Here is a 23,364-nt window from a genome sequence, read left to right as displayed (position 1 = left end):
ATTGGCTTTGCTCCGGTGCTGGCGTGATTCGAGTTGCTACAACTGGGATTGTCAATAACGGAGTTGTTTTGGCGGGATTTTCCGTGTTGGGAGCAACTACTACAAAAGTCGGGATTGACAGAGTTTGGCTACGCTGACGAAAAGCGAGGTTACAAAAATGATCAGTGGGTAGTTCATTAAAACGAAATCAGTCCGAAATGCAGATGTTGAGTAGTTTATGTTTGGGTGCACTAACAAAAATTCAACTTGGGCAATGTGAAGGTCTTTTCGGTGTTACTCGGCATAGAATGCATCATGTCAAGAGGGTAATGTCGGGAGCTCCGTAAATAGTATAAGTACGAAACTTTTTCAAAAATAATTCTAAATAATTTCTAAAGTGTAAGTTTTGCTATCAGAATCAACAGCAAAAGTTTGAACTCCATTTATGTTTGACACCTGAGTTATTGTAGGATTAAGTACCGAACAGCTAAAAGATCCGAGGTCTAATGTAGTCCCTGGTAAATCTAACCTTAGTGGTAATTCAAGTCGGAGCTTCTTGGTTTTTTCAGTCACAGAGATTTGGACGTCATGTGACTTGAAAATTAGCCTTTCTTCCTCTCCGAAGCGAAACGCTAAAGTTTTTTCCGAAAGTAGTTTAGCAATAAAACTACATTTAGAATACAAGGACTGATCAATATATTTAATTTCAGGTACTTTAATGATTTCTGCTGTGTGTTCTTGGATTATCGAAAGATTTTTAATAAAAAACGCAAGTTGAGTTAACGTTTTCCCTAATTCTTCATCAATTCCCAAAATTTGTTCGAGGAATTGAATTTCCTCTTTCGTTTTTGTCCACGCGTGACGTGAACCAAAGTAACCTTTGTTAGGCGGTTTGCACTGTGTAAGAAAATGGTATATTTGCTGGACTGTTGTTACAGGTAGTCCGCAGGCTGCGTTAGGATCATGTGTGAAAATGAACTTGTGTTCAAAGATCGGTGCGAATGTGCATTTATCTGGGTTGGAATAAGGTGCGATAATCTCAATCTTGAATATCTTATTTTCTTCAACTAATTCTACATGAATTCCTTTATTTCCGCTATTAACTTGGGACTTAATTACATTAATACTGGCTAATTCATTGTAAAAAGGATCTTCGATCGAAAAACGAAATAGTGAGCTTGAATCAAATGTATTATTAATAGGTAAAAGTGAAATTTTTCCTTCATTGATTTGTTCGACAAAACCTCCGGGGGCTTCAATGCTTCCAGAAAACTCAAGATCAGAAAATGGAATGCCATAATCAAAAAATGCATTCAATTCGTCTATTTTGGTTGAGGTCTTTAACTCACCCGTAAATTGTATTGGTGAAATGTTAGTAGACTCCCTAGTTTTTGCGATAAAATCTACGATTGCCCAAGATGTGTTTTCAGCGTCTGTGAGTAGCGTCGACGTTACTAGGTGGGGAATCTGTCTACTTTGAAGTATTGGAGGGACTCCTTTTCCAAGGTGTACCTGAAACTCATAAAAAGGATCATTCTGAAGTGCTGAAATCGCGGATTGAATTTGACAAACTTGATCCTTTAGCGATAAATCCGTGTAGTTGCCTGCGCTTGAAAGAGTGATTATAGCTTTTATTAGTTTTTCATTTCGTTCCCGATTATCCTGTAAGTAATAGTCAATAACCTGTGGATGTTTTGCCGCCAATTGCTCAACGTAGGTTTTTCCTAACCAGTTACCTGTCAAGCCGTGTTGAGAAAGTGTTTCATTAAACCATTCCAGTGCCTCGGGGGTTGGGTCGAGAGGCATGACAAGATTCCACTCATTAAGTTGAAGGGACTTCCAGCGCGGATCTTTCAATACGGCTTTAATGGAATTTATTATTTGCTTTTTTTGAGCATGCTTTAGTTGAGTAGAGAATTTTTTTACCTGGTAAACTGCATCTTTTCCAGGTCCATATTTATCGCGATGTAGTATATCAACTCCGCCATCTCCTTGAGAAGGGGTGATTCGCACCGTTTCATAGTATTCGCTATTTATCAGCAAAGCTACTATTGACTCAACGTCTTCGCCACTGAGAGTGGTCCACGGAATTCGCGCCATAATAGTTTCCTTTTTTGAACTGGTGTAGGAAGCATAGCATGATGGTTGCTTATTTTCACATGGCGGCGAATTCCGCCAGTAGATCAGGAGAGACTTAGTAATTCTTTCTGATTGTTCTAGATTTTATTAAAAATCTTGATTTCCTGAGAATAGTGTATATTTGCAAATGTAAGTTAACTAACCCGAGTTGTAAGAGAAAATTTTCAATTTTTTAAAATGTCTATTTGATATTGAGTTGGTCATTGATGAGACTTATGGCCTGGCAAAACTTCTTAACGCTACGATTACTAATATATATTTTTGATGATTGGCAATCGTTTTTAAATTTCTGCTTCCGCGTGTAGCTAGTTGGAATATTGATGTAATTAGCTATTGTGTGTTCGTGTTCATTGTAAGAAAAGATATTTTTACGAAAGTTTACAGGAATGAAGGTAGACCACTTATTTATTTTCGTGGTTAGGTTTACGGTACGGAGTGCTGTGGATGTTTAGGCATCGTTCCACGCGAAGTATCCAAGTGACTTAAGGAACCCGCCCCATCCCCAACAACCTCAATATAATCCTCCTCAAACACCTCACCCAGCGCTTCACCAATCGCTTTCGTGTTTATTCGGTCGGTTTCGGGCGGGTATTTTTCTAGGATTGGGCCCGTGCCTGGTTGGCTGTGGCGGATATAGCCGGTAATGGTTACGGGTTCGGTTGGCGGTTCAAGGTTTTGTTCACGAACTTCACCGCGGTCTACCAGGATATTGGGGCCATTGGGAATGCTGAATCCGGTGACTAGGTGCTGGGTGTTATTTGGGGTATTGATCAGTATGAGGTGGTGGGGCATATAGGTGCCGGTGATGGTTACGGGTTGCCATTCATCAAGGCCCTGGGTGTAGGTGACTGGTTGGCGTTGTTTGATGTCTTCTATTGTGTCTTGCGTGAAATACCAGGCAAGGGCCGCGATTACAGCAATAAGTGTGCCGAGGGTTATGAGTGTAATGGTTGCTCGTCTCACGGCTTTTCAGTCCCAAAATATCAAAAGCGTTCTTGGTTTTTTTCGGCGATTTTGCGGTAGTGGTCTACGCGGTCGTTGCCGTAGCGTGCGTGGTGTCGGCGGGTGGTGGGGGCGTCGTTACGCTGGGGGGTTGGCTCGGGCTCGGGGGCGTCGATACGTTCAGCCTCGGCGGCGGTGGCGTTTTCTTGTTCTTCGCGGCGGCGTTCGCGGATTTCGGCGTAGATAAAGTAGCCGAGGCCAAGCGGCGCCATAATGCCAAAGGCGATCCATTGGATGCCGTAGGAGAGGTAGGGGCCGGTTTCTAGTTGGGGTAGTGGGAGGGCTTGGATTACGCCGGGTTGGCCCTCCACAAGTTGCAGGTAATCGTCTTCTAGTTCTAGTCCGGTAATGTCGGCGAGTTGTTTGGTGTCTATGCCGTTTACTTGTGGTGGCAGGGAGGCGGTAATACTGGGGTCTACGCCGGTTTCGGTGCGTCGAATATGGGCGGTTATGGTGACTGGTTCGCTTGGTGGTGGGGCGAAGCTGGGGCCTTCGGCTTCTGTTTGGTAGCCGCGGTTCAAAATAATGGTTGGCCCGTTTTCTATGGTGAAGGGGATAAGTGAGTGGTAGGCGGGTTTGGAGTTTACGGGCCGAAGCCTCAGTATGGTTTCGTGTTCGGGTTGGTAGGTGCCGGTGATTTCCACCCGCCGCCATTCCTCCAAGCCGGGCGTGTAGGGGACGGGTTCGTGCTCGAATGCGGCGGTGATTTGCTCATTGCGGGCGGTGGTGGCTTCGTTTTTGCCGAGCTGCCACGGGGCCAGGACGGTAAAAGCAATATAGGCAAAGGCAATAACAATAAATACGGTAATAACCCAGCCGGGTTTGAGAAAGACCTTGACCAGTGATTGCTTTTCGGGCATCCCGGGCTTCCTTATCGTGTGGTGGATTCTGAGGCTTCTAGTTGTTGCCGTATCCAGTCTATGAGCCCGGGGGTTGCGGCCTCAATCTCTTTGCGGGTTTGGGTAAAGGCGCTGGCGTCACCATAGTAGGGGTCGTCTACTTCTGCGCATTGTGGGGCCTGCGGGTCAAAGGAACGCATGAGTCGAATACGATTTCGGGGGATGCCCCAGGCTTTAAGGTCGCGGATATGGCCGTTGTCTAGGGCGATAAAAAGGTCGGCGGATTGGTGTTCGCCACTGAGTTGGTTTGCGCGGTGTTTGGTGCCGTCGAGTCCTATAGTGGCCAGTTCGGCAATGGCACGGTAGTCGGCTTTTTGGCCTACATGCCAGCCGCCAATGCCACAGGAACGTAGCAGGACATCGTTGGCGAGGTTGGCGTCGATAAGCGCATTGCGAACAATGATTTCTGCCATGGGGGAGCGGCAAATATTTCCGGTACAAACAAAGACCAGGTAGAGGCTGGCATTATGCTCTTCGGCAAAGTTCATGCAGTCAGAATAATAGACTCATTGTTTGTGACTGAATTTGACCCTTTGCGTTTCCATGGTGATCAGGCCGCTGCAGGTGCCCTCCTTGATTTTGCTGTAAACGTGCGTTCGTCACGCCCACCTGGATGGCTGCGGGAAGTATTAGAAAAAGGATTAGACACACTCGGGGCCTACCCAAACCCCGAACAAGCCCGCATTGATGTGGCACGCCACCATGGTGTGCACCCCGAGGAAGTCCTTTTGCTTGCCGGAGCCGCTGAGGGTTTTGCACTATTGCCGCGCCTGCAACCACGCAATGCCACAATTATTCACCCCAGTTTTACCGAACCAGAGTACGCACTACGAGCAGCAGGAATACCGGTGCAACACTGGATTCTGCCCCCGCCTTTTACGCTGGAAGATACTTTGGGGGCCGCGGCATGCCCAGCAGAACTTGGAAGCATGGTAGTAATTGGAAACCCCACAAACCCAACGGGGGTGCTGCATAGCCGCGCGCAACTTTTAGCCCTGGCTGAACGCACAAACACCCTTGTGGTTGATGAAGCATTTATGGACCTTGCCCCAGACGAATCCATGATCGAATACATCGATCGGGGAGTAATTGTTTTACGCAGCCTTACCAAAACCTGGGGGCTAGCCGGTTTGCGCTGCGGATACCTAATAGCAGCCGCAGATACCGTCGCCGAATTAGAGCGATGCCGCCCACATTGGCCATTGGGCACACTACAGCTTTTGGCAATCCAACACACATTGGCGGCGGATATTCGCCCAATCCGGGAGGAAATGCTGCAACAGCGCGCGCATATGGTGGAGTTTTTGCGTGCTCACAATTGGCATATATGGCCGAGCCAAGCGCCATTTCTACTGGTCAATCCGCCTGGCAATAATGTGGAAGCCCAACGCATTGCGCTTGCGGAGCGGGGGATTGCCGTGCGCCGGTGCGATACCTTCCCCGGCTTAGATACACGATTTTGGCGGTTGGCTGTGCGCGATGCCCAAGCAATTGCCACACTAGAAGAGTGGAGAAAGGAGATCGTGCAGTGAGCACAGTCGGTAACGTTCGGGATATTTTAGAAGCCGCCTACCCGCCAGAACTCGCAGAAAGCTGGGATGCGGTAGGCCTGATCTGCGGAGATCCAGCGGAAACAGTGCATAAAGTAGCATTTGCCCTGGATTGCACCCAAGCCGTCGCCGAAGAAGCCATTGCAATCGGCGCCCAAATGCTCGTAGTGCATCACCCATTATTGCTGCGTGGGGTAACGAGTGTTGCGGCGGATACTCCAAAAGGGCGGGTAATTCATACGCTTATTCGAAATGGTGTGGCATTATTTGCAGCCCATACCAATGCGGATTCCGCACGCCCCGGCGTCAATGATCGGCTTGCCGAACTCCTGGGCGTACACCCCGGGCGGCCAATACTTCCCAAGCCCCATACCCTAGATAAATGGGGAGTCATGGTGCCAAGTGCAGATGCGCCAGCTGTAAAAGCCGCAGTATTTGCCGTTGGCGCCGGAAATATTGGCGAATATGCCGAATGCTCATTTGAATATTCTGGTAGCGGGCAATTCCGGCCTTTACAAGGCGCAAATCCAGCAATAGGTACCGTTGGCGAACTTGAATATGTAGATGAACTCCGGGTGGAGTTTATTGCGCCAACACCGGCGCGCCGGGCCATTGAACGCGCACTGCGCCAAGCCCACCCATATGAGGAGCCCGCCTTTGATATTGTCCGACTGGAAAACACCGTTGATATAGAAAACGCATACGGTCTTGGACGAGTTGGGGAATTAGATACACCTATGCCGCTACGGGATTTTGTAGCCCGTGTGGCCGAACGACTGCCAGCTACGGAGTGGGGTATCCGAGCTGCCGGTGACCCTGAAATGATTGTTCGGCGGGTTGCTGTGTCTTCCGGTTCCGGCGATAGCTTTTTAGAACGGGTATCCGGGCTGGATATAGATGTGTATGTGACCTCTGACCTACGCCACCACCCCGTTGATGAACACTTGCGTGCCGGTGGCCCCGCCATTATTGATACCGCCCACTGGGCCAGTGAATTTCCATGGTGCGAACAAGCCGCGGGGATTGTTGGCGAGCAACTCGATGTTGCAGTAGAAATGATTGATATTCGAACTGACCCTTGGACGCTTGCGGCGTGCAAAATAAATAATCTATAAGGAACCGAAATGAAACTTTCTCCCGCAGCTCAACAAGATCTCCTTGAGCTTGCAACACTAGTATTAGTAGAACCCGAATCTTTGCCGAAAACCCCCGAAGAACTCGAGGTAGAACGCCTAACAAAGGAATATCAGCGGGCAAATGATGCCGCCGCATCGCTTGCGCTTTCTATTTCTGATATGGAGGCGGAAGTGCGGCGAATCCAAAGAGATACCGCTAAATTACAGCGCCGGGAAGCCGATGCAAAGGGTGCGCTTGGTGCTACGACTGACCCCGAGCGACGTCGTGAACTCCAGCACGAACTCGCCGCCGCCGTCCGCCGTATCGACGACCTCCGCGGCGAACTCAAAGAAACCCATGATGAGCTCCACGCCCTACGTGCCCACCATGAACGCTATGGGGCGGAATTAGACTCCATACAGCGCTCCTTGGCCGCCGCCCAGCGCGCAATAGTGCCCCGCGACACCGCCTCACGAGGCGAACGTATAAATGAATTGCGGGCTTCTATTGATGCCGCCGCCCTCGCTGAATACGATGAACAGTTCGAAATCGACGGTGTGGGTGCCGCCAAATTTATTGGGCGCTCCTGCGGCGGCTGCCACCTTATCCTGCCGCCAGCCACCCTTTCCGCCATAGCAAACGCCCCCGCCGAATCCGTCCCACGCTGCCCCGATTGCGGCGTCTACCTTATCCGATAGGGAACACTATGAAAGTATGCATCGAGGCCGACGGCGGCTCCCGCGGCAACCCCGGCATTGCAGGCTCCGGCACCGTGCTTTACGACGCCACCCACACCAATGAACTCCGCCGCATCGCCGAATACGTGGGTACCGCAACGAACAATGTTGCGGAATACCGAGGACTGATTAATGGCCTCCAAGCCGCTGCAAACCTGGGGGCCACCGAAGTGGAAGTCTTTATGGATTCCAAACTCGTGGTCGAACAAATGTCAGGGCGCTGGAAAATCAAACACCCCGATATGCAAGCCCTCGCCCTCAAAGCCCAAAACATTGCCAAAGCCTTTAACCACATCACCTATACCTGGGTGCCCCGCTCCGCAAATGCCACAGCCGACGAACTAGCCAATACCGCCATGGATGCCGGCGCCGATGGCGCCCAACCCGGATACATTATCGACGAGCCCCCTGCCCCAGATAATAAAGCCAGCGGTGCTGGGGATTTGGCTGGGGGAGGTGTGGATTTGGTTGGGGGAGGTGTGGATTTGGCTGGGGGAGGTGTGGCGAGTGCACCTTGTGGTGAGCCGGGTGGCGAAACGCAAGGTGGCACCCTTACCCCCAATATCCAATCCAATGAAACCGTGACCAGCTGGAATGGTGCCACCACTACCCCCACCCGATTTATCCTGCTCCGCCATGGTCAAACCGAATTATCCGCAGCCAAAAAATACTCCGGCCACAGCAATCCGCCACTTACAGAACTTGGAGAACAACAAGCCGCTGCAGCTGCGGCCCGGCTTGCCGCCCTCGGCGGAATCGATCATATTGTCTGTTCGCCCTTGCTCCGTACCCGCCGGACTGCAGAACATTGCGCCCGAGCACTCGGTATCGACCTAACAATCCATGAAGGTCTTATTGAAATGAACTTCGGGCAATGGGACGGCCTCACCTTTAGCGAAGCACACAACTCAGACCCGGAAACCCACACTGCCTGGCTTAACGATCCCACAATTATCCCCCCAGGAGGCGAATCGCTCCATCAAGCCAATGAGCGAATAGGGCACACAGTTGCCGAACTTCGCAATACTTACGGGGAGGCAAATATCCTGGTAGTTAGCCACGTCACCCCCATTAAAGCGATTTTGCGTGACGCCTTGGAGGCCGGACCGCAATTCTTCCGCAGGCTCCATTTGGACCTTGCCTCAATCTCAGTGGCGGAATACTACGCAGACGGTCCTACCTGCGTACGCCTGATTAATGACACCTCTCACCTCAATGGTGTGTAGGATCGAATGCGCGAATGAGCCATCCGGGTGGACGCGGCGAATGTATCGACACGACCAGTGCGCCTGACATACTGCCGAGGAAAGTCCGGACTCCAAAGAGCAAGGTGGTTGCTAACGGCAACCCAGGGTGACCTGCGGGAAAGTGCCACAGAAAACAAACCGCCCAGCAATGGGTAAGGGTGAAACGGTGCGGTAAAAGCGCACCAGCAGCAATGGTGACATTGCTGGCTAGGTAAACCCCACCTGGAGCAAGGCAAGAGGACGTACATCTGTATGTCTGTTCGGGCGTTCGTAGGCTGCTCGCCGAGCCCGAAGGTACGCTGCTTGAGGCCCAACAGCAATGATGGGTCCAGATGGATGTTCACACACTGACAGAATCCGGCTTATAGGATGACTCATTCGCGCTCATAGTTTCAGTGGATGTTGGGTGTGTCAGATCTGCCTGATGTTTTGGGTGGCGGAGCTGGTTTTTGGGGTCTCCTGGTGTGGCAGCTGCTTTACCTCGGGTTGGAGTTGGTTTCCGGGTGTATTGGCTGGTTTCCGGGGGTGTGGGCTGGGCTTTACGTGCGGTTTAATAGGCGCACCCTATCAAACTAGTGATGTTTTCATCCTTACTGTCGCAGATTCCATAAAATCGCCTGAAAAAATGGAATTTGTGACAGCAAGCAACATTGCGCACAATCGTTGACCTGGGGTGTGTCGCAGATTCCATAAAAACAGTGAAAAAAATGGAATCTGTGACAGGTTCCCTACCTATCGTGTCACAAATTCCATAAAAACAGCCGAAAAAATGGAATCTGTGACAACGCGCCCAACCGGGCTAAAAGGGCCAGTCAGACCCCTACCAGACTCCAAGTAAATCCCAGGTCATCGGACGCACACAACAAAACCATAAGCACGTAACCAAACCACCGGCCAAAAGTCAGGCCAAAAACCGGGCCGCAAACCTGCAAGTCCAGCACAGCCTAGCAGAATCTACACCACCAAAACCCCAACAGCCTCAAAAACCACAAAAGCCACAGCAGCTCCTCCGAAGGTCACCAGCAACCCCTCCGAAAGCTGGAGCCAACCCCTCCGAAAGCTGGAGCCAGCCCCAACGGCCATCAGCCTTCCATAGTGCAGCCCAACAATTAGCGGGTAGTTTGCTTTTTATAAGCTTATTCGGTGGGTGTTCCGGCGTAGGTGGGGATGACGAGCAATCCGTCTTCGGAAAGGTCGGCGGCGAAGTTGTGGGAGTGTTTTGGGTTGACGTAGGCGAGGACGGCGTCGAACATTCCGGGGGCTGTGGATCGAGCAGTTTGGGCGCCTCGGGATTCGCATAGGTATACGAGGGCGCGGTTAGTTTCGGTGGCTAGATTGAATTTGTTTTCTAGCTCATGTTGGGAGGTTCGGGCGAGTTCAAGGACGGCATTCATGCGGCGGGAGCGGAGAGCTGCGGCGGCTTCGGAGGCGCGTCGGGTTTCTTCGCTTAGGAATTGAAGCCAATGTGCGGCTTCCTCGATACCTGGGCCTTTATCGGGGCCGTGGACTTTATGGACCGCGCTTAGCCAGTCGGTTACGCGGGAGGGTGCGTCGGGGAGAGCGCGGAGGGAGTCGACTCCATAGGCGCGGGCGGCGTCGTCAAGAAATGTGTGGCGGCGGGTGATTTCGGAAACTAGTTCGGTGGGGCCTTTGGGCTTTGGCTGGGCAACGATAAAGAGGTCGAGTTCGCGTGGGTGTGGTGCTTGGGTTACTGAACCGTCAGCATAATCTACTAGTGCGACAGATTTGGGGTGGCCGCGGAGGGCTGCGATATGGCGGGCGCGGAGCTCTGGTGTGTCTGCGAATACTGTTGCGGATTGTGCGCAAACTTCGGCAAGGCGGGCGCGGAGTGGGGCGTCGATTTCCGCATTGGCGGCAATTTGGAGACCGAGGGCGAATGCGGTGGCCATGGCTTCTGCTTCGCCGAGTCCGCAGTGAGGGGGGATCGTGCTGACCACGGTGATATTAAAGCCTTGGGTTTCGCGGCTGAGCATTTGGCGGTTAACTAAAGACCACACCACCCCACCGAGTTTTTGTTCGATTGCGCCGGGTTTTCGCTGAGCGACCGAATCCATGTTTGTGGTGGTGGAGGTGTCTTTAAAGCGGGTGCCGTCGAATTGGCTAAGGCGAACCTGCACTTTATTGTCGGGTCGCGGGGAGGCTGCGACGGCGACCCCGAGGTGTGACATCGCTACTACAACAACGCCCCCAATGTAGTCCGTGTGTTCGCCTACAAGGGGAATGGTCCCGGGTGCGGTGGTCAGGATTGTGGGGTCGGCATTGTAGGTTTTGCGGTGGGATTGAGCCGCGCGGTCGCGAAGCGACTCCTCCGGAACACTCCAAAGTGCCATAGACGAACAAACTCCTTGAACTGGGTAGCAATTAGTTTGCACTCAACTTTAGTCTGGAAAATGTGTATCAGCAGGCGGTAGGTTGGAAAACGACCACTGCTGCCAATTCCAAGGAGTTGCAAATCATGGGAAACTCAGACGAACAATGGTTCTACAATCCGTCGACTGGTGAGGTTGCTCAGGGGAAACATCAGTCTTGGGATAACCGCATGGGGCCATATGCAAGCGAGGCCGAAGCACACGACGCTATGAAGATCGCCGCCGAACGTACAGCCGCGGCTGATGCCTACGATGAAGAGGGCGAAGACTGGGGAGTATCCCCAGCCTGGGAGAAATAAGCCCCCAACCCGTTACCTATTACTTCTTCTTTTTCCGCTTCTTCTTAGTGTTGCGTTCCGCCTGAGAAGAAGCTTTTTCAGTGGCTTTTTCGGCCGCAAGTTTCATTGCCTCATATGCTTTTTCAATATTGTCAAAGCTTTCGGCATAGTCGCGCAATGATTCGAGTCCGCGTTCTCGCTCCACTTGGTATAGGACACCGTATGCGAATGTGTCTTCGCCGGCGGCCCGGGCTGCTTCTGCTTTAGCTCGAAGTACGTCGCGGGAGGTAACGGAGTCTTGGAAATCGCCAAGCACGGTTTGCATGCGTTTGCAGGCGTCATAGAGTTTTTTGGTTTTTAGGCCGGTAGCGCGGGCAGCGTCGGCTGAATAGCGGAGTTTTTTAGCGGATTTCCGCATATCGTGGAAATAGTCTTCGCGTTCGCGCAAGGGGCGCTCAGTATCGGGCCAGCGATCAATCGCTTTGCGATGCCGCTTTACCAAACGCTTGTACGCCTCATCGAGGTGGGCAATAAGGATTTCCTCGGGGGTTTCCGTTTCCTTGATATGTTCGGCATTTTGGTCCTGGGTGTGCTCGGTGGCCAGCTGGGGGTGTACAAGCAGCTCATCAAGGCGATTCAAAATATCGCAATAGCGTTGCGATTCCATAAATTCCACCGCGGCATGGTGCGCGTGCCGATATTCCAGGGCCATATCTTCTTGTAGGTGTTTGCGCGTGGTGGGGTCGATAATATCGGGGTCCACGGTGGCAAGGAGATTATGAAAGCGTTCTTCTACAACTTCGGCATCGCGAGCCACGCCAAGTACGCCTGCCAGGTGTTTTAATTCGGCTTCGAGTTCTTGGTAGCCTTCGCCGGTAAGAATTCCTTCAAACGTTTGCATATGGCTGCGGAGTTCACGGGTGGCCACTCGCATTTGGTGGACGGAATCATATTCGTCTCGGCGGACCTTTGGGTCATTTGCAATTAGCGCATTACGGTTTGTGGCCAGGGCCAAAAGCACTGCATATGCCGGGTGGTCTTCGGGGAGTTCTTTGGGGCTTGGCGGGGGCGGGGCATTGTGTATGGAATCACCGAGGGCTGCAACAAGTTTGGATGGGCTTTCCGACGATTCGGCGCCGGCGGATTCTAGAAGGCTTGTGGCGGATGCCATAATTGCCGTGCCTTGCTCACTTTCGGCAACTTTCGCGCCGAGTTCAAACTCCCATTCGCGCCAGGTTGTGCGCTTTCCACCGGGGAGAAGTGACCATGCAGTGACATTGTCATCGCAGAATTCGCCAATAATATCGCCTTCTGTATCGGCGAGTACACATTCCCAGCGCACATTGTCCACCTGGGCAATTGGCTCCAATGGGATATCTCGGACTAATGCGCGCACCGGGGATAGCAGCTCCACAGGTACCTGATAGATTCCGTCGGCTGGCTCTACTAAATCCGCATGTAATTCCATACGACCGTGGGTGGCGGGTAGTTTCATATGCCACCCAGAATCCTTGCCGCCGGTGCGGCGTCGTAAGGTAATTTTTGCCCGAGTCAATCGGAGGTCGGGCGTATCGTAATACACTGCTGAAAGTTCATGTGTTGCCTCACTTTGAATTTCAGCAACGGAATCTATTTCAGTCAGGGTTGGGATCTCGGCGGACTGTTCGACCGCAAATTTGGCTTCTACCTCGATGAACTGGCGGGTACTCATACCCCAGTTGTACCAGCAATTTTCAACCCCTGATGGGGTGGTGCCCCCGAAGCCGTACACTAGTTTGCGTCCGCATCAGGTTCGAGTTCCGTATCGAACAGCACTTCCCACGCAACGCCAAAGCGGTCGATGCACCGGCCGTTATAGCCCCAAGGTTGATGGTCGATCGGCATAATAACCTCTCCACCGCTCGCAAGTGCTTCGAATACTCTGTCGGCATCTTGTATGGAATCCGGTGCGTAGTGCAAAAATATAACCGAATTGCCTTTCGTTTGTTGCACTGGTTCCTCAGAGTCCGAACTCATCAACAGCATATTTGGTAGCTCAAGCGCGGCGTGCGCAATGAGGTCAGCATGCTTAGGCTGCGTATCGACGCCGTGCGCAGCCATATCGCGGTATGTGTAGCGGTCCCGGTATTGAGCGCCAAAAAGCTCCGAATAGAATTCGAAAGCGCTATCGGTTGTTCCGGGAAGGTTAAGATAAACATGGAATGTTGACATTGGAATCTACTTTCAATACTTGAAGGTGCTGCCATTGAGAGTAGACCCATAAGGTGCCATAGATTTATTGCGATTTGCGCTCTTGTATTCGCGCCTGGATTCGCTGACTAATAAGCACGGGGAGATTAAAAGTAATTGGTGGGTCTTCCGGGATTGGGGGGCGCATGGCTAGCGTAAAATCCCTGCCAGAATCCTGCGGGAAGCGAAGCTTTTCTGGATGCATTTGCCGATAGTTCGTTTTTATAAGCTGCGTGTATGTACGTAATAGAGGAAGATCACATGCCAGCAAATAGAACTCACCGTTGGGAATATTTAAAAGCTTAGTTGTGGTGTGATTAAACAACGCTGCGCCGACAATCGGTGGACCTTTAGGAATCGCACTGGGAAAGAGCCCAATACAGGTAATACAAGGGTCATACCCGTGTGGATAGGTGGCATTGACCGTAATTGTGTGTGCTGTGGTTAATGGCTGTTCATAGTGGTAGAACGTGCCTTTCCGATGCCGAATTTTAGTGAGTATGTTGAGTGCCTTACGGCTTTTGGCGGTGTGCTGGCTAGGGCTAATACCGGTGTGCTGAATAAAAGTATTTGAATACGTTCCTAGGCTCGCATACCCGCAATTGAGTGCACTTTCGCTGACGCTCATTCCATAATCGGTTAGTTGTTCAATTCCGCGATGTATTTTGAGAGCTTCAATATATTGGCGCAAGCTATAGCCGGTTAGGGCTTTAAATCGCCGGGACAAATACCAAGGGCTATAGCCATATTGAGCTGCTAATTCCCGCAAGGTAGGTGCGTGCCCTGATCGGAGGGACGTCGAAATCCGGCCTTGGATGCCTGCAAGATCCATAGTGACCGATCATAATCGGGAAAGGCTGAGGTGGTGACTGCTTAGCGGGTAGATTAAAAAGCATGAATAGCCAACAGGAATTTGTGCTTCGCACTATTGAGGAACGTGATATTCATTTTGTGCGCCTGTGGTTTACGGATATTTTGGGGTTTTTAAAATCCGTGTCGGTTGTCCCCGCAGAGCTCGAAAGTGCTTTTGAAGAGGGTATTGGATTTGATGGTTCTGCAATCGAAGGGTTTTCGCGCGTTTCAGAAGCCGATACTATTGCGCGGCCGGATCCTTCAACATTCCAATTAATGCCATTTGAACATGGGGGAAAAATTGATATCGCACGGATGTTCTGCGATATTACAATGCCGGACGGGCAGCCTTCATTTGCGGACCCGCGCCAGGTGCTACGCCGGCAATTAAAAGCTGCTGCGGATGAGGGATTTACGTGCTTTGCTCACCCGGAAATTGAGTTTTTCTTGGTGGAGTCGCTCAATACTGATGGTCGACCGCCTGTTCCAACGGATAATGGTGGGTACTTTGATCAGGCCGTAACGGATAAAGCGCCGCTTTTCCGCTTTGATGCAATTAATGCGCTGGAATCAATGGGGATTTCGGTTGAATTTTCGCACCATGAAACGGCCCCCGGCCAGCAGGAAATTGATTTGCGGTATGCCGATGCGTTAACTATGGCGGATAATGTAATGACATTCCGCTACCTGATTAAAAAGATCGCGCTGCGAAATGGTGTTCGGTCAACATTTATGCCAAAGCCATTTACGGAACATGCGGGTAGCGCCATGCACACGCACTTTTCGTTATTTGAGGGCGATAATAATGCGTTCCATGATCCAGATGATGAGTTTTCCCTTTCGGTGACGGCGCGGCAGTTTATTGCCGGTATTTTGCGTCACGCGCCGGAATTTACAGCGGTGACAAACCAATGGGTCAATTCATATAAGCGTTTGATGTTTGGTAATGAGGCTCCAACTGCCGCAACTTGGGGTGTTTCAAATAGTTCGGCGTTAGTGCGGGTGCCTACATATCGGTTGGGCAAGGTTTCTTCACGCAGGGTCGAAGTGCGCAGTCCGGACTCGGCTTGCAATCCGTATTTGGCGTATTCGGTAATTATTGCCGCTGGTCTGCAAGGTATTCGGGAGGGGTATGAACTTCCGGATCCCGCCGAGGATGATATTTCCAAACTTACGCGTAGAGAGCGCCGCGCACTTGGGTATCAAGACCTACCGGGCAGTTTGGATCAAGCGTTGCGGCTTATGGAGCAATCAGAACTCGTTGCCGAAACCCTTGGCGAACACGTATTTGAATACTTCCTGCGAAATAAATGGCGCGAATGGCAGGATTACCAGGCACAGATTACGTCTTGGGAGCTGCGCACGAACTTGGATTACTAGATCGAGGAGTCTGCATGGCCGCACCGCGTTCGACGCGACGTTTGGTTCCTACTCCGGGTGGGTTAAGTCTAGAAGGCCCACACGCGAAGGAGGATTTAGAGTGGTTAGGGTGGCTAAACCCGGAATCAGTTGATTTGTTATGGAGCCTTACGGGCGCGGCGAATCCGGATTTAGCATTAAATACGCTTGTTCGATTAATGCAGGCTTTGGGGGATGAACGATCCAAGCTTGATACCGCACTGCGAGAAGATATTGCACTGCGGGTGCGGCTTATTGCCATGTTAGGGGCATCGACTGCCCTAGGCGATCATATTGTGGCCAATCCGAACTTATGGTCAGAGCTGCAAAGGGAAATGCCTACGGCTACTGAAATGATGCAGGAAATGCTTGGTTGTATTGCCGCAACTCCTGCTGAATTAGTACATACAGACGATGAGAATTTGGCTATTGCGGATGCGGATGCAGATACTGCGCGCGCCGATTGTTCCACGCCGGGCACATATCGCGCCGGGTTACAGGGGCTTGAGGCCGAACAAGAACTGAAGCGCACATATCGAACTTTACTTATGAGGATTGCGGCGCATGATTTGGCAGGCACCTATCCGGAATCACCGCGCCGACCGGGTCAACCACACATTCCATTTACCGTAGTTGCAGATGCTTTAACATCGCTTGCCGACGCCGCGCTTACTGCGGCATTGGCAGTGGCTGTCGCAGGTGTCTACGGAGAGAAACCAATTGCTTCGCGTCTTGCGGTGCTTGCCATGGGGAAGTGTGGTGCCAGGGAATTAAACTATATTTCGGATGTAGATGTGGTGTTTGTTGCGGAACCAGCGGATGCTCGAACTACGCGGCTTGCCGGGGAGTTTATTCGAATTGGTTGTCGGTGCTTTTTTGAAGTGGATGCGGCATTGCGGCCAGAAGGCAAACAAGGTGCACTCGTACGTACATTGGAAAGCCATGTTGCGTACTACAAACGATGGGCACATACATGGGAATTCCAAGCGCTCCTTAAAGCCCGCCCAATGACCGGTGCGGTAGAGCTCGGCAAGCAATATGTAGCAGCTTTAGCACCATTTGTATGGACGGCAAGCCAACGCGAAAGCTTTGTTGATGATGTCCAGGCAATGCGGCGTCGAGTAGTAAATAATGTGCCGGTGGAATTGCGCGAACGTGAGTTAAAGCTCGGCAAGGGAAGTCTGCGCGATGTGGAATTTGCGGTCCAATTATTGCAATTAGTTCATGGTCGTGTGGACGAAAGTTTACGTGAATTAGGCACTGTGGATGCACTTACGGCATTGATGCGCGGTGGGTATGTTGGCCGGGAGGATGCACACGCCTTAATTACTGCCTATGAGTTTTTGCGATTACTCGAACACCGATTGCAGCTTCAGCGATTACGGCGAACTCACACCATGCCGGCGGAAGATGATGTAAAAGCTATGCGCTGGCTAGCACGCGCAGCAGGCATAACTGCACAAGGAACTCAAGGAACTGCTGCTGAAGAGCTGGCAGAACGCTTCCGAAAAGTAGCACTGCAGATTTCTTCAATGCACGCTAAATTGTTCTACCGACCGCTCCTTAATTCGGTGGCCAGTTTGCCGGTGGAAACCTTGAGGCTATCTGCGGCGTCGGCAAAATTACAGCTTGCGGCATTGCGATATACCTTCCCAGACCGTGCGTACGAACATTTGATCGCATTGGCGTCGGGGCGGACCCGCAAAGCAAAAATCCAGGCAATGCTATTGCCCACATTAATGGAATGGCTTTCGCAGACGGCAGATCCTGATGCTGGACTATTAAACTACCGCAAACTTTCAGAAGCGGCCGAAGACCGACAATGGTTTTTACGAATGCTCCGCGATGAAGGCGTAGTTGGGCAGCGGCTGATGCGCATTCTTGGTAATTCACCATATGTTTCAGAACTCATTGTGACCACCCCAGATACAGTCAAACTCTTGGGCGATGGTGCAACTGGTCCGAAATTATTGAGTGCATCACCCGATACAGTTTCGCATTCGCTAAAAGCTGCGGCTGGACGATATACCGATCCGGAAAAAGCAATTCGAGCGGCGCGGTCATTGCGCCGCGCGGAATTAGCACGTGTTGCCGCGGCGGACCTTTTGGACATGATGGATGTCAAAGAAGTGTGTCGGAGTCTTTCCCTAGTATGGGATGCCGTACTTGATGCTGCGCTTTCCGCTGAGATTCGTGGTGCGGAAGCAGACGGGGAACGAAAACTTGCGCGAATCGCAGTGATTGGAATGGGGCGTCTAGGTGGCGCTGAGCTGGGCTATGGTTCAGATGCCGATGTGATGTTTGTATGTCAGCCGGAAGATGGCGTGGAGGATGCGGATGCGGTTGCCTGGGCAATTAAAGTCTGTGATCGAATGCGTAGGCGGTTGGCAAAACCAAGCGATGATCCGCCACTAGAAGTAGATCTTGGACTTCGTCCTGAGGGGCGTTCCGGCCCGGTGGTACGGACCCTTGAATCCTACGAACGTTATTACGAACGTTGGGGTGAAACGTGGGAAATACAGGCATTGCTTCGAGCCGCAGTTGTTGCCGGTGATATGGAAGTAGGCACGGAGTTTTTACAGCGCATCGATCCGTTGCGATATCCAAAACACGGCGTTTCTTCAGATACTGTGCGGGAAGTCCGCCGTATGAAAGCCCGGGTGGATAATGAGCGCTTGCCACGCGGTGCTGATAGAAACACCCATACGAAGCTTGGTCGGGGAGCCCTAACGGATATTGAGTGGACTGTACAACTTTTAATTATGCTACATGCGCATACGGTGCCAGAGCTGCATAATACTTCCACATTGGACTGCTTGGACATTATTGAAAAACATGGGCTATTACCGCAACAACAAGCGGAAACACTGCGCACAGCATGGCTGGCGGCTACGCGCGCACGCAACGCTTTAGTACTGGTGCGTGGTAAACGAACCGATCAATTGCCGCAGCCCGGTGCACAGCTTGCACAGGTGGCTGGTGCGGCAGGCTGGGATCCAACGGAATACCAAGAATTCCTGGAAAACTATTTGCGGCTTACACGTCGGGCCAGGCAAGTTGTTGATGAAGTGTTCTGGGGTGAGGCCACATTTGAACCATAAGTTATGAACTTCACCCCAGCTTATTGGGGGGCTGGGGTGGTTGGGCGTTGATTTGTGGCCTGGTTTTGGCCTGGTTTTGTGGCCTGGCTTTTGGCCGGTGGTTTGGTTGTGTGCTTGTGGTTTTGTTGTGTGCTTGTAGTTTTGTTGTGTGCGTCCGATGACCTGGGATTCACTTGGAGCCTGGTAGGGGTCTGACTGGCCCTTTTAGCCCGGTTGGGCGTGTTGTCACAGATTCCATTTTTTCGGCCGATTTTATGGAATCTGCGACACGATAGGTAGGGAACCTGTCACAGATTCCATTTTTTTCGCTGTTCTGATGGAATCTGCGACAAACCCCAGGTCAACAGTTGTGCGCAACATGGGCTGTTGTCACAAATTCCATTTTTTCAGGCGATTTTATGGAATCTGCGACACTCGACATGAAAACATCACTAGTTTGATAGGGTGCGCCTATTAAACACCCGGGAAAGCGGCTCGAAGGCTCGGGAAACCAGCCAATACACCCGGGAAGCCCTGGATTTTCAGCCAACCCGCCCCGAAAATCAGGCAGATTTCACATCACCCACAACCCACCATCACATTTCCCCAGCTCACACCCCAAGACCAGGAGCCCACAACACAAATCTGCCTTTCGCAGGCCCAGCTAGGCTTTCCCAAGCCCGGCTAGGCTTTCCCAAGCCCGGCTAGGCTTTCCCAAGCCCAGCTAGGCTTTCCCAAGCCCGGCTAGGCTTTCCCGGACCCGTCTAGGCCTTCCTAGGCCTGTTCCCAACCCCGTCCGAAAACCCAGCTCTCAAGCTCTTCCAGCCCCAAGCACCATAGAGCAAAAACCGGTCTAACTTTCGGGCAGGTTCAGGTGCTGGTTGGCGGTAGGAATTGCAATCCCTAAGATAAGGATTTTTCAACCTAATGGTTGATGTTGAGGTGTGGCTACCCTTAGTTGAATAGAGGGAGTGGGCAGGCTCCTGGTCTTGGTGCATTACGGAAATTGCCCTCAATTTTGCTTTACCCCTTATCGAAAAGGATTTGCTTCGAGATGACCCTCGCTATGGAAGCCCGCCCTGGTGCACAACTTTCCGCTGAATTGAAGACCTCCACTGCAGAAGCACATGAACGCGCCGAGCATTCCACCTTTATGGAGCAACTTTTAAATGGCAATGCAGACGTCGCCGACTTTATTGCTCTTCAGGAGCAATCCTGGTTCGTCTACTCAGCGCTGGAAAATGCTGCTCGCAAAGTAGCTGATAACCCAATTGCCGCTGGTGTTGTTGACCCGGTGCTTGATCGTGTTCCATCACTGGAAGCAGACCTTGATCACCTTCATGGTGGTAAGGAGTGGCGTGAGACTGTCACTGCGCTGCCTGCAACCCAGGCATATGTCGATCGTCTTAATGAGATTGCAGAAACCTCCGATGCTGCTCGTTTGGTAGCTCATCACTATGTTCGCTACCTCGGTGATCTTTCCGGTGGTCAGGTTATTGGTCGCATGATGCAGCGCCACTATGATGTTGCTCCGGAAGGCGTGACCTTCTACAACTTCGAGGGCATTGAAAAGGTAAAGCCATATAAGGACAACTACCGTGCGGCTCTCGACGCCATCGAGCTCTCCGATGCAGACCGCGCTCGGCTTCTCGATGAAGCAGGCGATGCATTCCTTATGAACTTGGAAATGTTCAATAATATTGGCGCTACTCGTTAACGGCCGTATTCTCCCATAATGCCTTTCCTTAGGCGTCCATAGCGTAAACCCCGGTATTCAGCACATATACCAGCCATTGTGTGTATGAGTGCCGGGGTTTGGTCTATTTTGGGAAAGCTCAGCGATGGGGTAAAACATGGTTTCGAGACTATAAATAGTATGTTTTTCACCCCTTTTTTGTATTGCTATTTGTGGATATTTCCATAGTTTTTGCAGCTCTAAGGGTTGAGGGTGTGCAACGGGATTATACTGTTCAAACACCCCCGTTGTTTGCGTTCTAGCTTTCGATGTAATATCCCCACCTATCTACATTGCGGGCAACCTGAATGGCTAATGGTGGTAGTCCAAGTGCCGTAACCTTCGCTTGCATGGTTTCCAATGCGTGCGACACCGGTGAATTTGGCCAAACAGTTGTGCGCACTTGGATATCAATGCCGGATTTGGCCACGATCTCCAATGATTCCCACATTCGACGCGCGATACTTACCGTACAACCGGTGATTTCCGGAAGGTCTTCGGGTAATCCTTTTACATCCAGTCCAATCCAATCCGGACGCGATTCATTGTGGGCTAGTAGCTTTGCAAGCCTTTTGGGGGAATATCCGCTGGTATGTAGCCCCACGGGAAACCCCAGCGCATGTACACGTGCAATGGTTTGCGATAGCCCACGATGAAGTAATGGTTCCCCTCCACTAATCACGAGTCCATCGAGTAGTCCTTTTCGCTGGACGAGTAGTGTTTCGATCTCCTCCAACGTCACATTTCCAGATTGGCCAATATGTTTGAGTGCCGGATTGTGGCAATACCGGCAATCGAGAGGGCATCCTTGGGTAAAAACCGTGGCCGTAAGCTTATCTGGCCAATCGGTGCTGGAAAACGGCAGCAATCCAGCAAATATAATGTCAGGCTGCTGGTTCGGTAAAGTATTGGCGCTCATGGAATTCGCCTTGTTTGCCGGTATTAAAGCTTGCCACTGGGCGGAAGTACCCCATAACCCGCGTCCACATTTCTGTTTCCGCTCCGCACACGGGGCATTCTGGGTGCTCTCCGGAATGATAACCATGTGTTTGACAGATCGAAAAAGTTGGCGTGATCGTAATATAAGGCAATTGGAAGGATGTAAGTGCTCGACGCACGAGTGACGCACATGCCTTTCCGCTACTCATGGCGCTGCCCATATAGAGATGAAGCACAGTGCCGCCGGTATATCGTGTCTGCAAATCATCTTGTGCAATCAATGCCGCAAATGGGTCCGGTGTATATGAAACGGGCAATTGCGTCGAGTTTGTATAATATGGCTCTTCTGCAGTACCTGCCTGAATTATGCCTGGATAGTGAGCTCGATCGGCGCGGGCGAAACGGTATGTTGTACCTTCCGCAGGCGTAGCTTCAAGATTGTACAAATGTCCGGTCTGCTCTTGGGCTTCAATAAGCACATCATTTATATGGTCGAGAAGTCGTCCAGCCAAGTCATGGCCTTCAGCGGTTGTAATGTCGTGCGTGTCGTCTGTGAAATTCCGGATCATTTCATTGCACCCATTGACGCCGATGGTAGAAAAATGGTTATTTAAATCCGGTAACCACCTGGCGGTATATGGAAATAGCCCACGCTCGAGGAGATTATTTATGGTTGCGCGGCGTCGTTCAAGCGTATCGACGCCCAGCTTCACCAGGTGCGTAACTTCTTTAAGCAATGCTTCTTCGCCGGCGTCTTTAAATCGAAAACCTAGGCGTGCGCAGTTTAGAGTGACCACCCCAATCGAACCTGTGTGCTCTGCTGAACCAAAGAGCCCATTGCCTCGTTTAAGGAGTTCCCGCAAATCAAGTTGCAGACGGCAGCACATGGAGCGAATCATCCCAGGGTCGAGCTCTGAGTTTATAAAATTCTGGAAATAGGGCAGCCCATAACGGGCTGTCATTTCAAAAAGCGCTAGGGCATTTGGGCTTTCCCAATCAAATTCTTCCGTGATGTTATAGGTGGGGATTGGGAAGGTAAAAGGTCGTCCTTCGGTGTCACCTTGGGACATAACGCTTATAAAAGCCCGATTGATCATATCCATCTCTTTGCCCAGATCACCGTAGGTAAAGTCACAGATATCGTCGCCGATCATTGGGTATTGGTCGGCCAAATCAGCAGGGCAATTCCAGTCGAACGTAAGGTTGGTAAATGGTGTTTGTGTTCCCCACCGACTAGGAACATTAAGATTAAAAATGAATTCTTGCATGATCTGCTCGACTTGGTCGTAGCTCAACTGATCAAGACGTACAAATGGTGCCATATAGGTATCAAATGAGCTAAATGCTTGCGCGCCAGCCCATTCATTTTGAAGTGTGCCGAGGAAGTTTACTACTTGTCCGCATGCCGAGGAAAAATGCCGTGGCGGGGCGGAAGAGATCGTGCCCGCAACACCGCCAAATCCTTCCTGTAGGAGTTGGCGCAATGACCAGCCAGCGCAATACCCAGAAAGCATATCCAAGTCATGGATGTGGATATCACCATTTCGGTGTGCCTGTGCGGCCTCAGAGGAGAAGATCTCTTCAAGCCAATAGTTCGCTACTACCTTGCCGCTTGTATTTAGAACTAAGCCGCCAAGTGAGAAGTCTTGATTAGCGTTGGCGTGAACGCGCCAGTCAGATCGATCAAGATACTCATTGATGGTTTCGGATACATTAATGCTTGTTGTAGGGGACGAGAGACGAGTAGAGGGGCACATATGGAATACCCTAGAGGCAGGTAGGGTATTATGTCAC

The 23,364-nt window shown here is 51.2% G+C and carries 18 protein-coding genes and 1 other RNA gene; 9 read left to right on the top strand and 10 right to left on the bottom strand.

All coding sequences use genetic code 11. From position 1 onward, the window contains the following. Positions 1 to 360 precede the first annotated feature (360 nt). From CFREI_RS09530 to CFREI_RS09515, 4 genes are all read right to left on the bottom strand, one after another. Complete coding sequence (locus tag CFREI_RS09530) at positions 361 to 2,079, bottom strand: restriction endonuclease (protein WP_027011837.1); 1,719 nt, start codon at positions 2,077 to 2,079, stop codon at positions 361 to 363. Between the two features lie 462 nt (positions 2,080 to 2,541). Next, positions 2,542 to 3,081: an SURF1 family cytochrome oxidase biogenesis protein gene (locus CFREI_RS09525; RefSeq protein ID WP_027011838.1), complete on the bottom strand. Its 540-nt coding sequence runs from the start codon at positions 3,079 to 3,081 to the stop codon at positions 2,542 to 2,544. A 20-nt stretch (positions 3,082 to 3,101) separates the two neighbouring features. Beyond that, entirely contained in the window at positions 3,102 to 3,980 is an 879-nt protein-coding gene (locus CFREI_RS09520) for an SURF1 family cytochrome oxidase biogenesis protein (protein ID WP_027011839.1), read from the bottom strand. An 11-nt stretch (positions 3,981 to 3,991) separates the two neighbouring features. Then, on the bottom strand, positions 3,992 to 4,507 hold the full coding sequence (locus tag CFREI_RS09515) for a low molecular weight protein-tyrosine-phosphatase (RefSeq protein ID WP_027011840.1): 516 nt from the start codon (positions 4,505 to 4,507) through the stop codon (positions 3,992 to 3,994). A gap of 27 nt (positions 4,508 to 4,534) precedes the next feature. On the opposite strand from CFREI_RS09515, the gene cobC reads away from it, so the two are divergent. The 5 genes from cobC to rnpB all read left to right on the top strand — a co-directional run bounded on the left by cobC (position 4,535) and on the right by rnpB (position 9,050). Further along, positions 4,535 to 5,551, top strand: a complete 1,017-nt coding sequence (gene cobC / locus CFREI_RS09510; protein WP_035111331.1) for an Rv2231c family histidinol phosphate aminotransferase CobC — start codon at positions 4,535 to 4,537, stop codon at positions 5,549 to 5,551. Beyond that, a complete protein-coding gene (locus CFREI_RS09505) occupies positions 5,548 to 6,684 on the top strand; it encodes a Nif3-like dinuclear metal center hexameric protein (protein ID WP_027011842.1) in 1,137 nt (378 codons plus the stop codon). The genes cobC and CFREI_RS09505 overlap by 4 nt, the downstream gene beginning before the upstream one ends. Before the next feature lie 9 nt (positions 6,685 to 6,693). Further along, the gene (locus tag CFREI_RS09500; RefSeq protein ID WP_027011843.1) at positions 6,694 to 7,383 is read left to right on the top strand and encodes a zinc ribbon domain-containing protein; all 690 of its coding nucleotides are present in this window, start codon (positions 6,694 to 6,696) and stop codon (positions 7,381 to 7,383) included. An 8-nt stretch (positions 7,384 to 7,391) separates the two neighbouring features. Continuing rightward, the gene (locus CFREI_RS09495; RefSeq protein WP_027011844.1) at positions 7,392 to 8,648 is read left to right on the top strand and encodes a bifunctional RNase H/acid phosphatase; all 1,257 of its coding nucleotides are present in this window, start codon (positions 7,392 to 7,394) and stop codon (positions 8,646 to 8,648) included. A gap of 15 nt (positions 8,649 to 8,663) precedes the next feature. Beyond that, positions 8,664 to 9,050, top strand: an RNA gene (gene rnpB, locus CFREI_RS09490) — RNase P RNA component class A. A 755-nt stretch (positions 9,051 to 9,805) separates the two neighbouring features. Here the strand turns inward: rnpB and CFREI_RS09485 are convergent. Beyond that, positions 9,806 to 11,020, bottom strand: coding sequence for a galactokinase family protein (locus CFREI_RS09485; protein ID WP_027011845.1), 1,215 nt, complete (start codon positions 11,018 to 11,020; stop codon positions 9,806 to 9,808). A 125-nt stretch (positions 11,021 to 11,145) separates the two neighbouring features. Here CFREI_RS09485 and CFREI_RS09480 point away from each other — a divergent pair, with 125 nt between their 5' ends. Then, positions 11,146 to 11,358 carry a hypothetical protein gene (locus CFREI_RS09480; protein WP_027011846.1) on the top strand — a complete coding sequence of 71 codons (213 nt, stop codon included), beginning with the start codon at positions 11,146 to 11,148 and terminating at the stop codon, positions 11,356 to 11,358. A gap of 19 nt (positions 11,359 to 11,377) precedes the next feature. On the opposite strand, the gene CFREI_RS09475 is transcribed toward CFREI_RS09480, so the two are convergent. From CFREI_RS09475 to CFREI_RS09465, 3 genes are all read right to left on the bottom strand, one after another. After that, positions 11,378 to 13,048, bottom strand: a complete 1,671-nt coding sequence (locus CFREI_RS09475) for a CYTH and CHAD domain-containing protein (RefSeq protein ID WP_051255899.1) — start codon at positions 13,046 to 13,048, stop codon at positions 11,378 to 11,380. A gap of 59 nt (positions 13,049 to 13,107) precedes the next feature. Beyond that, on the bottom strand, positions 13,108 to 13,548 hold the full coding sequence (locus CFREI_RS09470; protein WP_027011847.1) for a VOC family protein: 441 nt from the start codon (positions 13,546 to 13,548) through the stop codon (positions 13,108 to 13,110). A gap of 64 nt (positions 13,549 to 13,612) precedes the next feature. Next, complete coding sequence (locus CFREI_RS09465) at positions 13,613 to 14,398, bottom strand: helix-turn-helix transcriptional regulator (protein ID WP_027011848.1); 786 nt, start codon at positions 14,396 to 14,398, stop codon at positions 13,613 to 13,615. A gap of 62 nt (positions 14,399 to 14,460) precedes the next feature. Here CFREI_RS09465 and CFREI_RS09460 point away from each other — a divergent pair, with 62 nt between their 5' ends. The 3 genes from CFREI_RS09460 (at position 14,461) to CFREI_RS09450 (ending at position 20,613) form a co-directional block, all read left to right on the top strand. Next, positions 14,461 to 15,798, top strand: a complete 1,338-nt coding sequence (locus CFREI_RS09460) for a glutamine synthetase family protein (RefSeq protein WP_027011849.1) — start codon at positions 14,461 to 14,463, stop codon at positions 15,796 to 15,798. A gap of 14 nt (positions 15,799 to 15,812) precedes the next feature. Continuing rightward, positions 15,813 to 18,917 carry a bifunctional [glutamine synthetase] adenylyltransferase/[glutamine synthetase]-adenylyl-L-tyrosine phosphorylase gene (locus tag CFREI_RS09455; RefSeq protein ID WP_027011850.1) on the top strand — a complete coding sequence of 1,035 codons (3,105 nt, stop codon included), beginning with the start codon at positions 15,813 to 15,815 and terminating at the stop codon, positions 18,915 to 18,917. A gap of 1,033 nt (positions 18,918 to 19,950) precedes the next feature. After that, on the top strand, positions 19,951 to 20,613 hold the full coding sequence (locus tag CFREI_RS09450) for a biliverdin-producing heme oxygenase (protein WP_027011851.1): 663 nt from the start codon (positions 19,951 to 19,953) through the stop codon (positions 20,611 to 20,613). Positions 20,614 to 20,890: 277 nt separating this feature from the next. On the opposite strand, the gene CFREI_RS09445 is transcribed toward CFREI_RS09450, so the two are convergent. Continuing rightward, positions 20,891 to 21,550 (bottom strand): anaerobic ribonucleoside-triphosphate reductase activating protein, encoded by a 660-nt coding sequence (locus CFREI_RS09445; RefSeq protein ID WP_027011852.1) that lies wholly within the window; start codon positions 21,548 to 21,550, stop codon positions 20,891 to 20,893. Beyond that, positions 21,516 to 23,327, bottom strand: a complete 1,812-nt coding sequence (locus tag CFREI_RS09440) for a ribonucleoside triphosphate reductase (protein ID WP_051255793.1) — start codon at positions 23,325 to 23,327, stop codon at positions 21,516 to 21,518. The genes CFREI_RS09445 and CFREI_RS09440 overlap by 35 nt, the downstream gene beginning before the upstream one ends. Positions 23,328 to 23,364 lie beyond the last annotated feature (37 nt).

Source organism: Corynebacterium freiburgense, assembly GCF_030408815.1.
Classification (GTDB): Bacteria; Actinomycetota; Actinomycetes; order Mycobacteriales; family Mycobacteriaceae; genus Corynebacterium; species Corynebacterium freiburgense.
The sequence above is the reverse complement of the archived record's forward strand: the minus strand, read 5'-3'. Positions and strand labels throughout refer to the sequence as shown.

Excerpts from the sequence above, each read along its gene's own strand:
- CFREI_RS09495 (WP_027011844.1), top strand. The coding sequence starts at position 7,392 with ATGAAAGTATGCATCGAGGCCGACGGCGGCTCCCGCGGCAACCCCGGC.
- CFREI_RS09515 (WP_027011840.1), bottom strand. The coding sequence starts at position 4,507 with ATGAACTTTGCCGAAGAGCATAATGCCAGCCTCTACCTGGTCTTTGTT.
- CFREI_RS09470 (WP_027011847.1), bottom strand. The coding sequence starts at position 13,548 with ATGTCAACATTCCATGTTTATCTTAACCTTCCCGGAACAACCGATAGC.
- CFREI_RS09500 (WP_027011843.1), top strand. The coding sequence starts at position 6,694 with ATGAAACTTTCTCCCGCAGCTCAACAAGATCTCCTTGAGCTTGCAACA.
- CFREI_RS09450 (WP_027011851.1), top strand. The coding sequence starts at position 19,951 with ATGACCCTCGCTATGGAAGCCCGCCCTGGTGCACAACTTTCCGCTGAA.
- CFREI_RS09480 (WP_027011846.1), top strand. The coding sequence starts at position 11,146 with ATGGGAAACTCAGACGAACAATGGTTCTACAATCCGTCGACTGGTGAG.
- CFREI_RS09465 (WP_027011848.1), bottom strand. The coding sequence starts at position 14,398 with ATGGATCTTGCAGGCATCCAAGGCCGGATTTCGACGTCCCTCCGATCA.
- CFREI_RS09455 (WP_027011850.1), top strand. The coding sequence starts at position 15,813 with ATGGCCGCACCGCGTTCGACGCGACGTTTGGTTCCTACTCCGGGTGGG.
- CFREI_RS09530 (WP_027011837.1), bottom strand. The coding sequence starts at position 2,079 with ATGGCGCGAATTCCGTGGACCACTCTCAGTGGCGAAGACGTTGAGTCA.
- CFREI_RS09440 (WP_051255793.1), bottom strand. The coding sequence starts at position 23,327 with ATGTGCCCCTCTACTCGTCTCTCGTCCCCTACAACAAGCATTAATGTA.
- CFREI_RS09445 (WP_027011852.1), bottom strand. The coding sequence starts at position 21,550 with ATGAGCGCCAATACTTTACCGAACCAGCAGCCTGACATTATATTTGCT.
- CFREI_RS09520 (WP_027011839.1), bottom strand. The coding sequence starts at position 3,980 with ATGCCCGAAAAGCAATCACTGGTCAAGGTCTTTCTCAAACCCGGCTGG.
- CFREI_RS09475 (WP_051255899.1), bottom strand. The coding sequence starts at position 13,048 with ATGAGTACCCGCCAGTTCATCGAGGTAGAAGCCAAATTTGCGGTCGAA.
- CFREI_RS09460 (WP_027011849.1), top strand. The coding sequence starts at position 14,461 with ATGAATAGCCAACAGGAATTTGTGCTTCGCACTATTGAGGAACGTGAT.
- CFREI_RS09485 (WP_027011845.1), bottom strand. The coding sequence starts at position 11,020 with ATGGCACTTTGGAGTGTTCCGGAGGAGTCGCTTCGCGACCGCGCGGCT.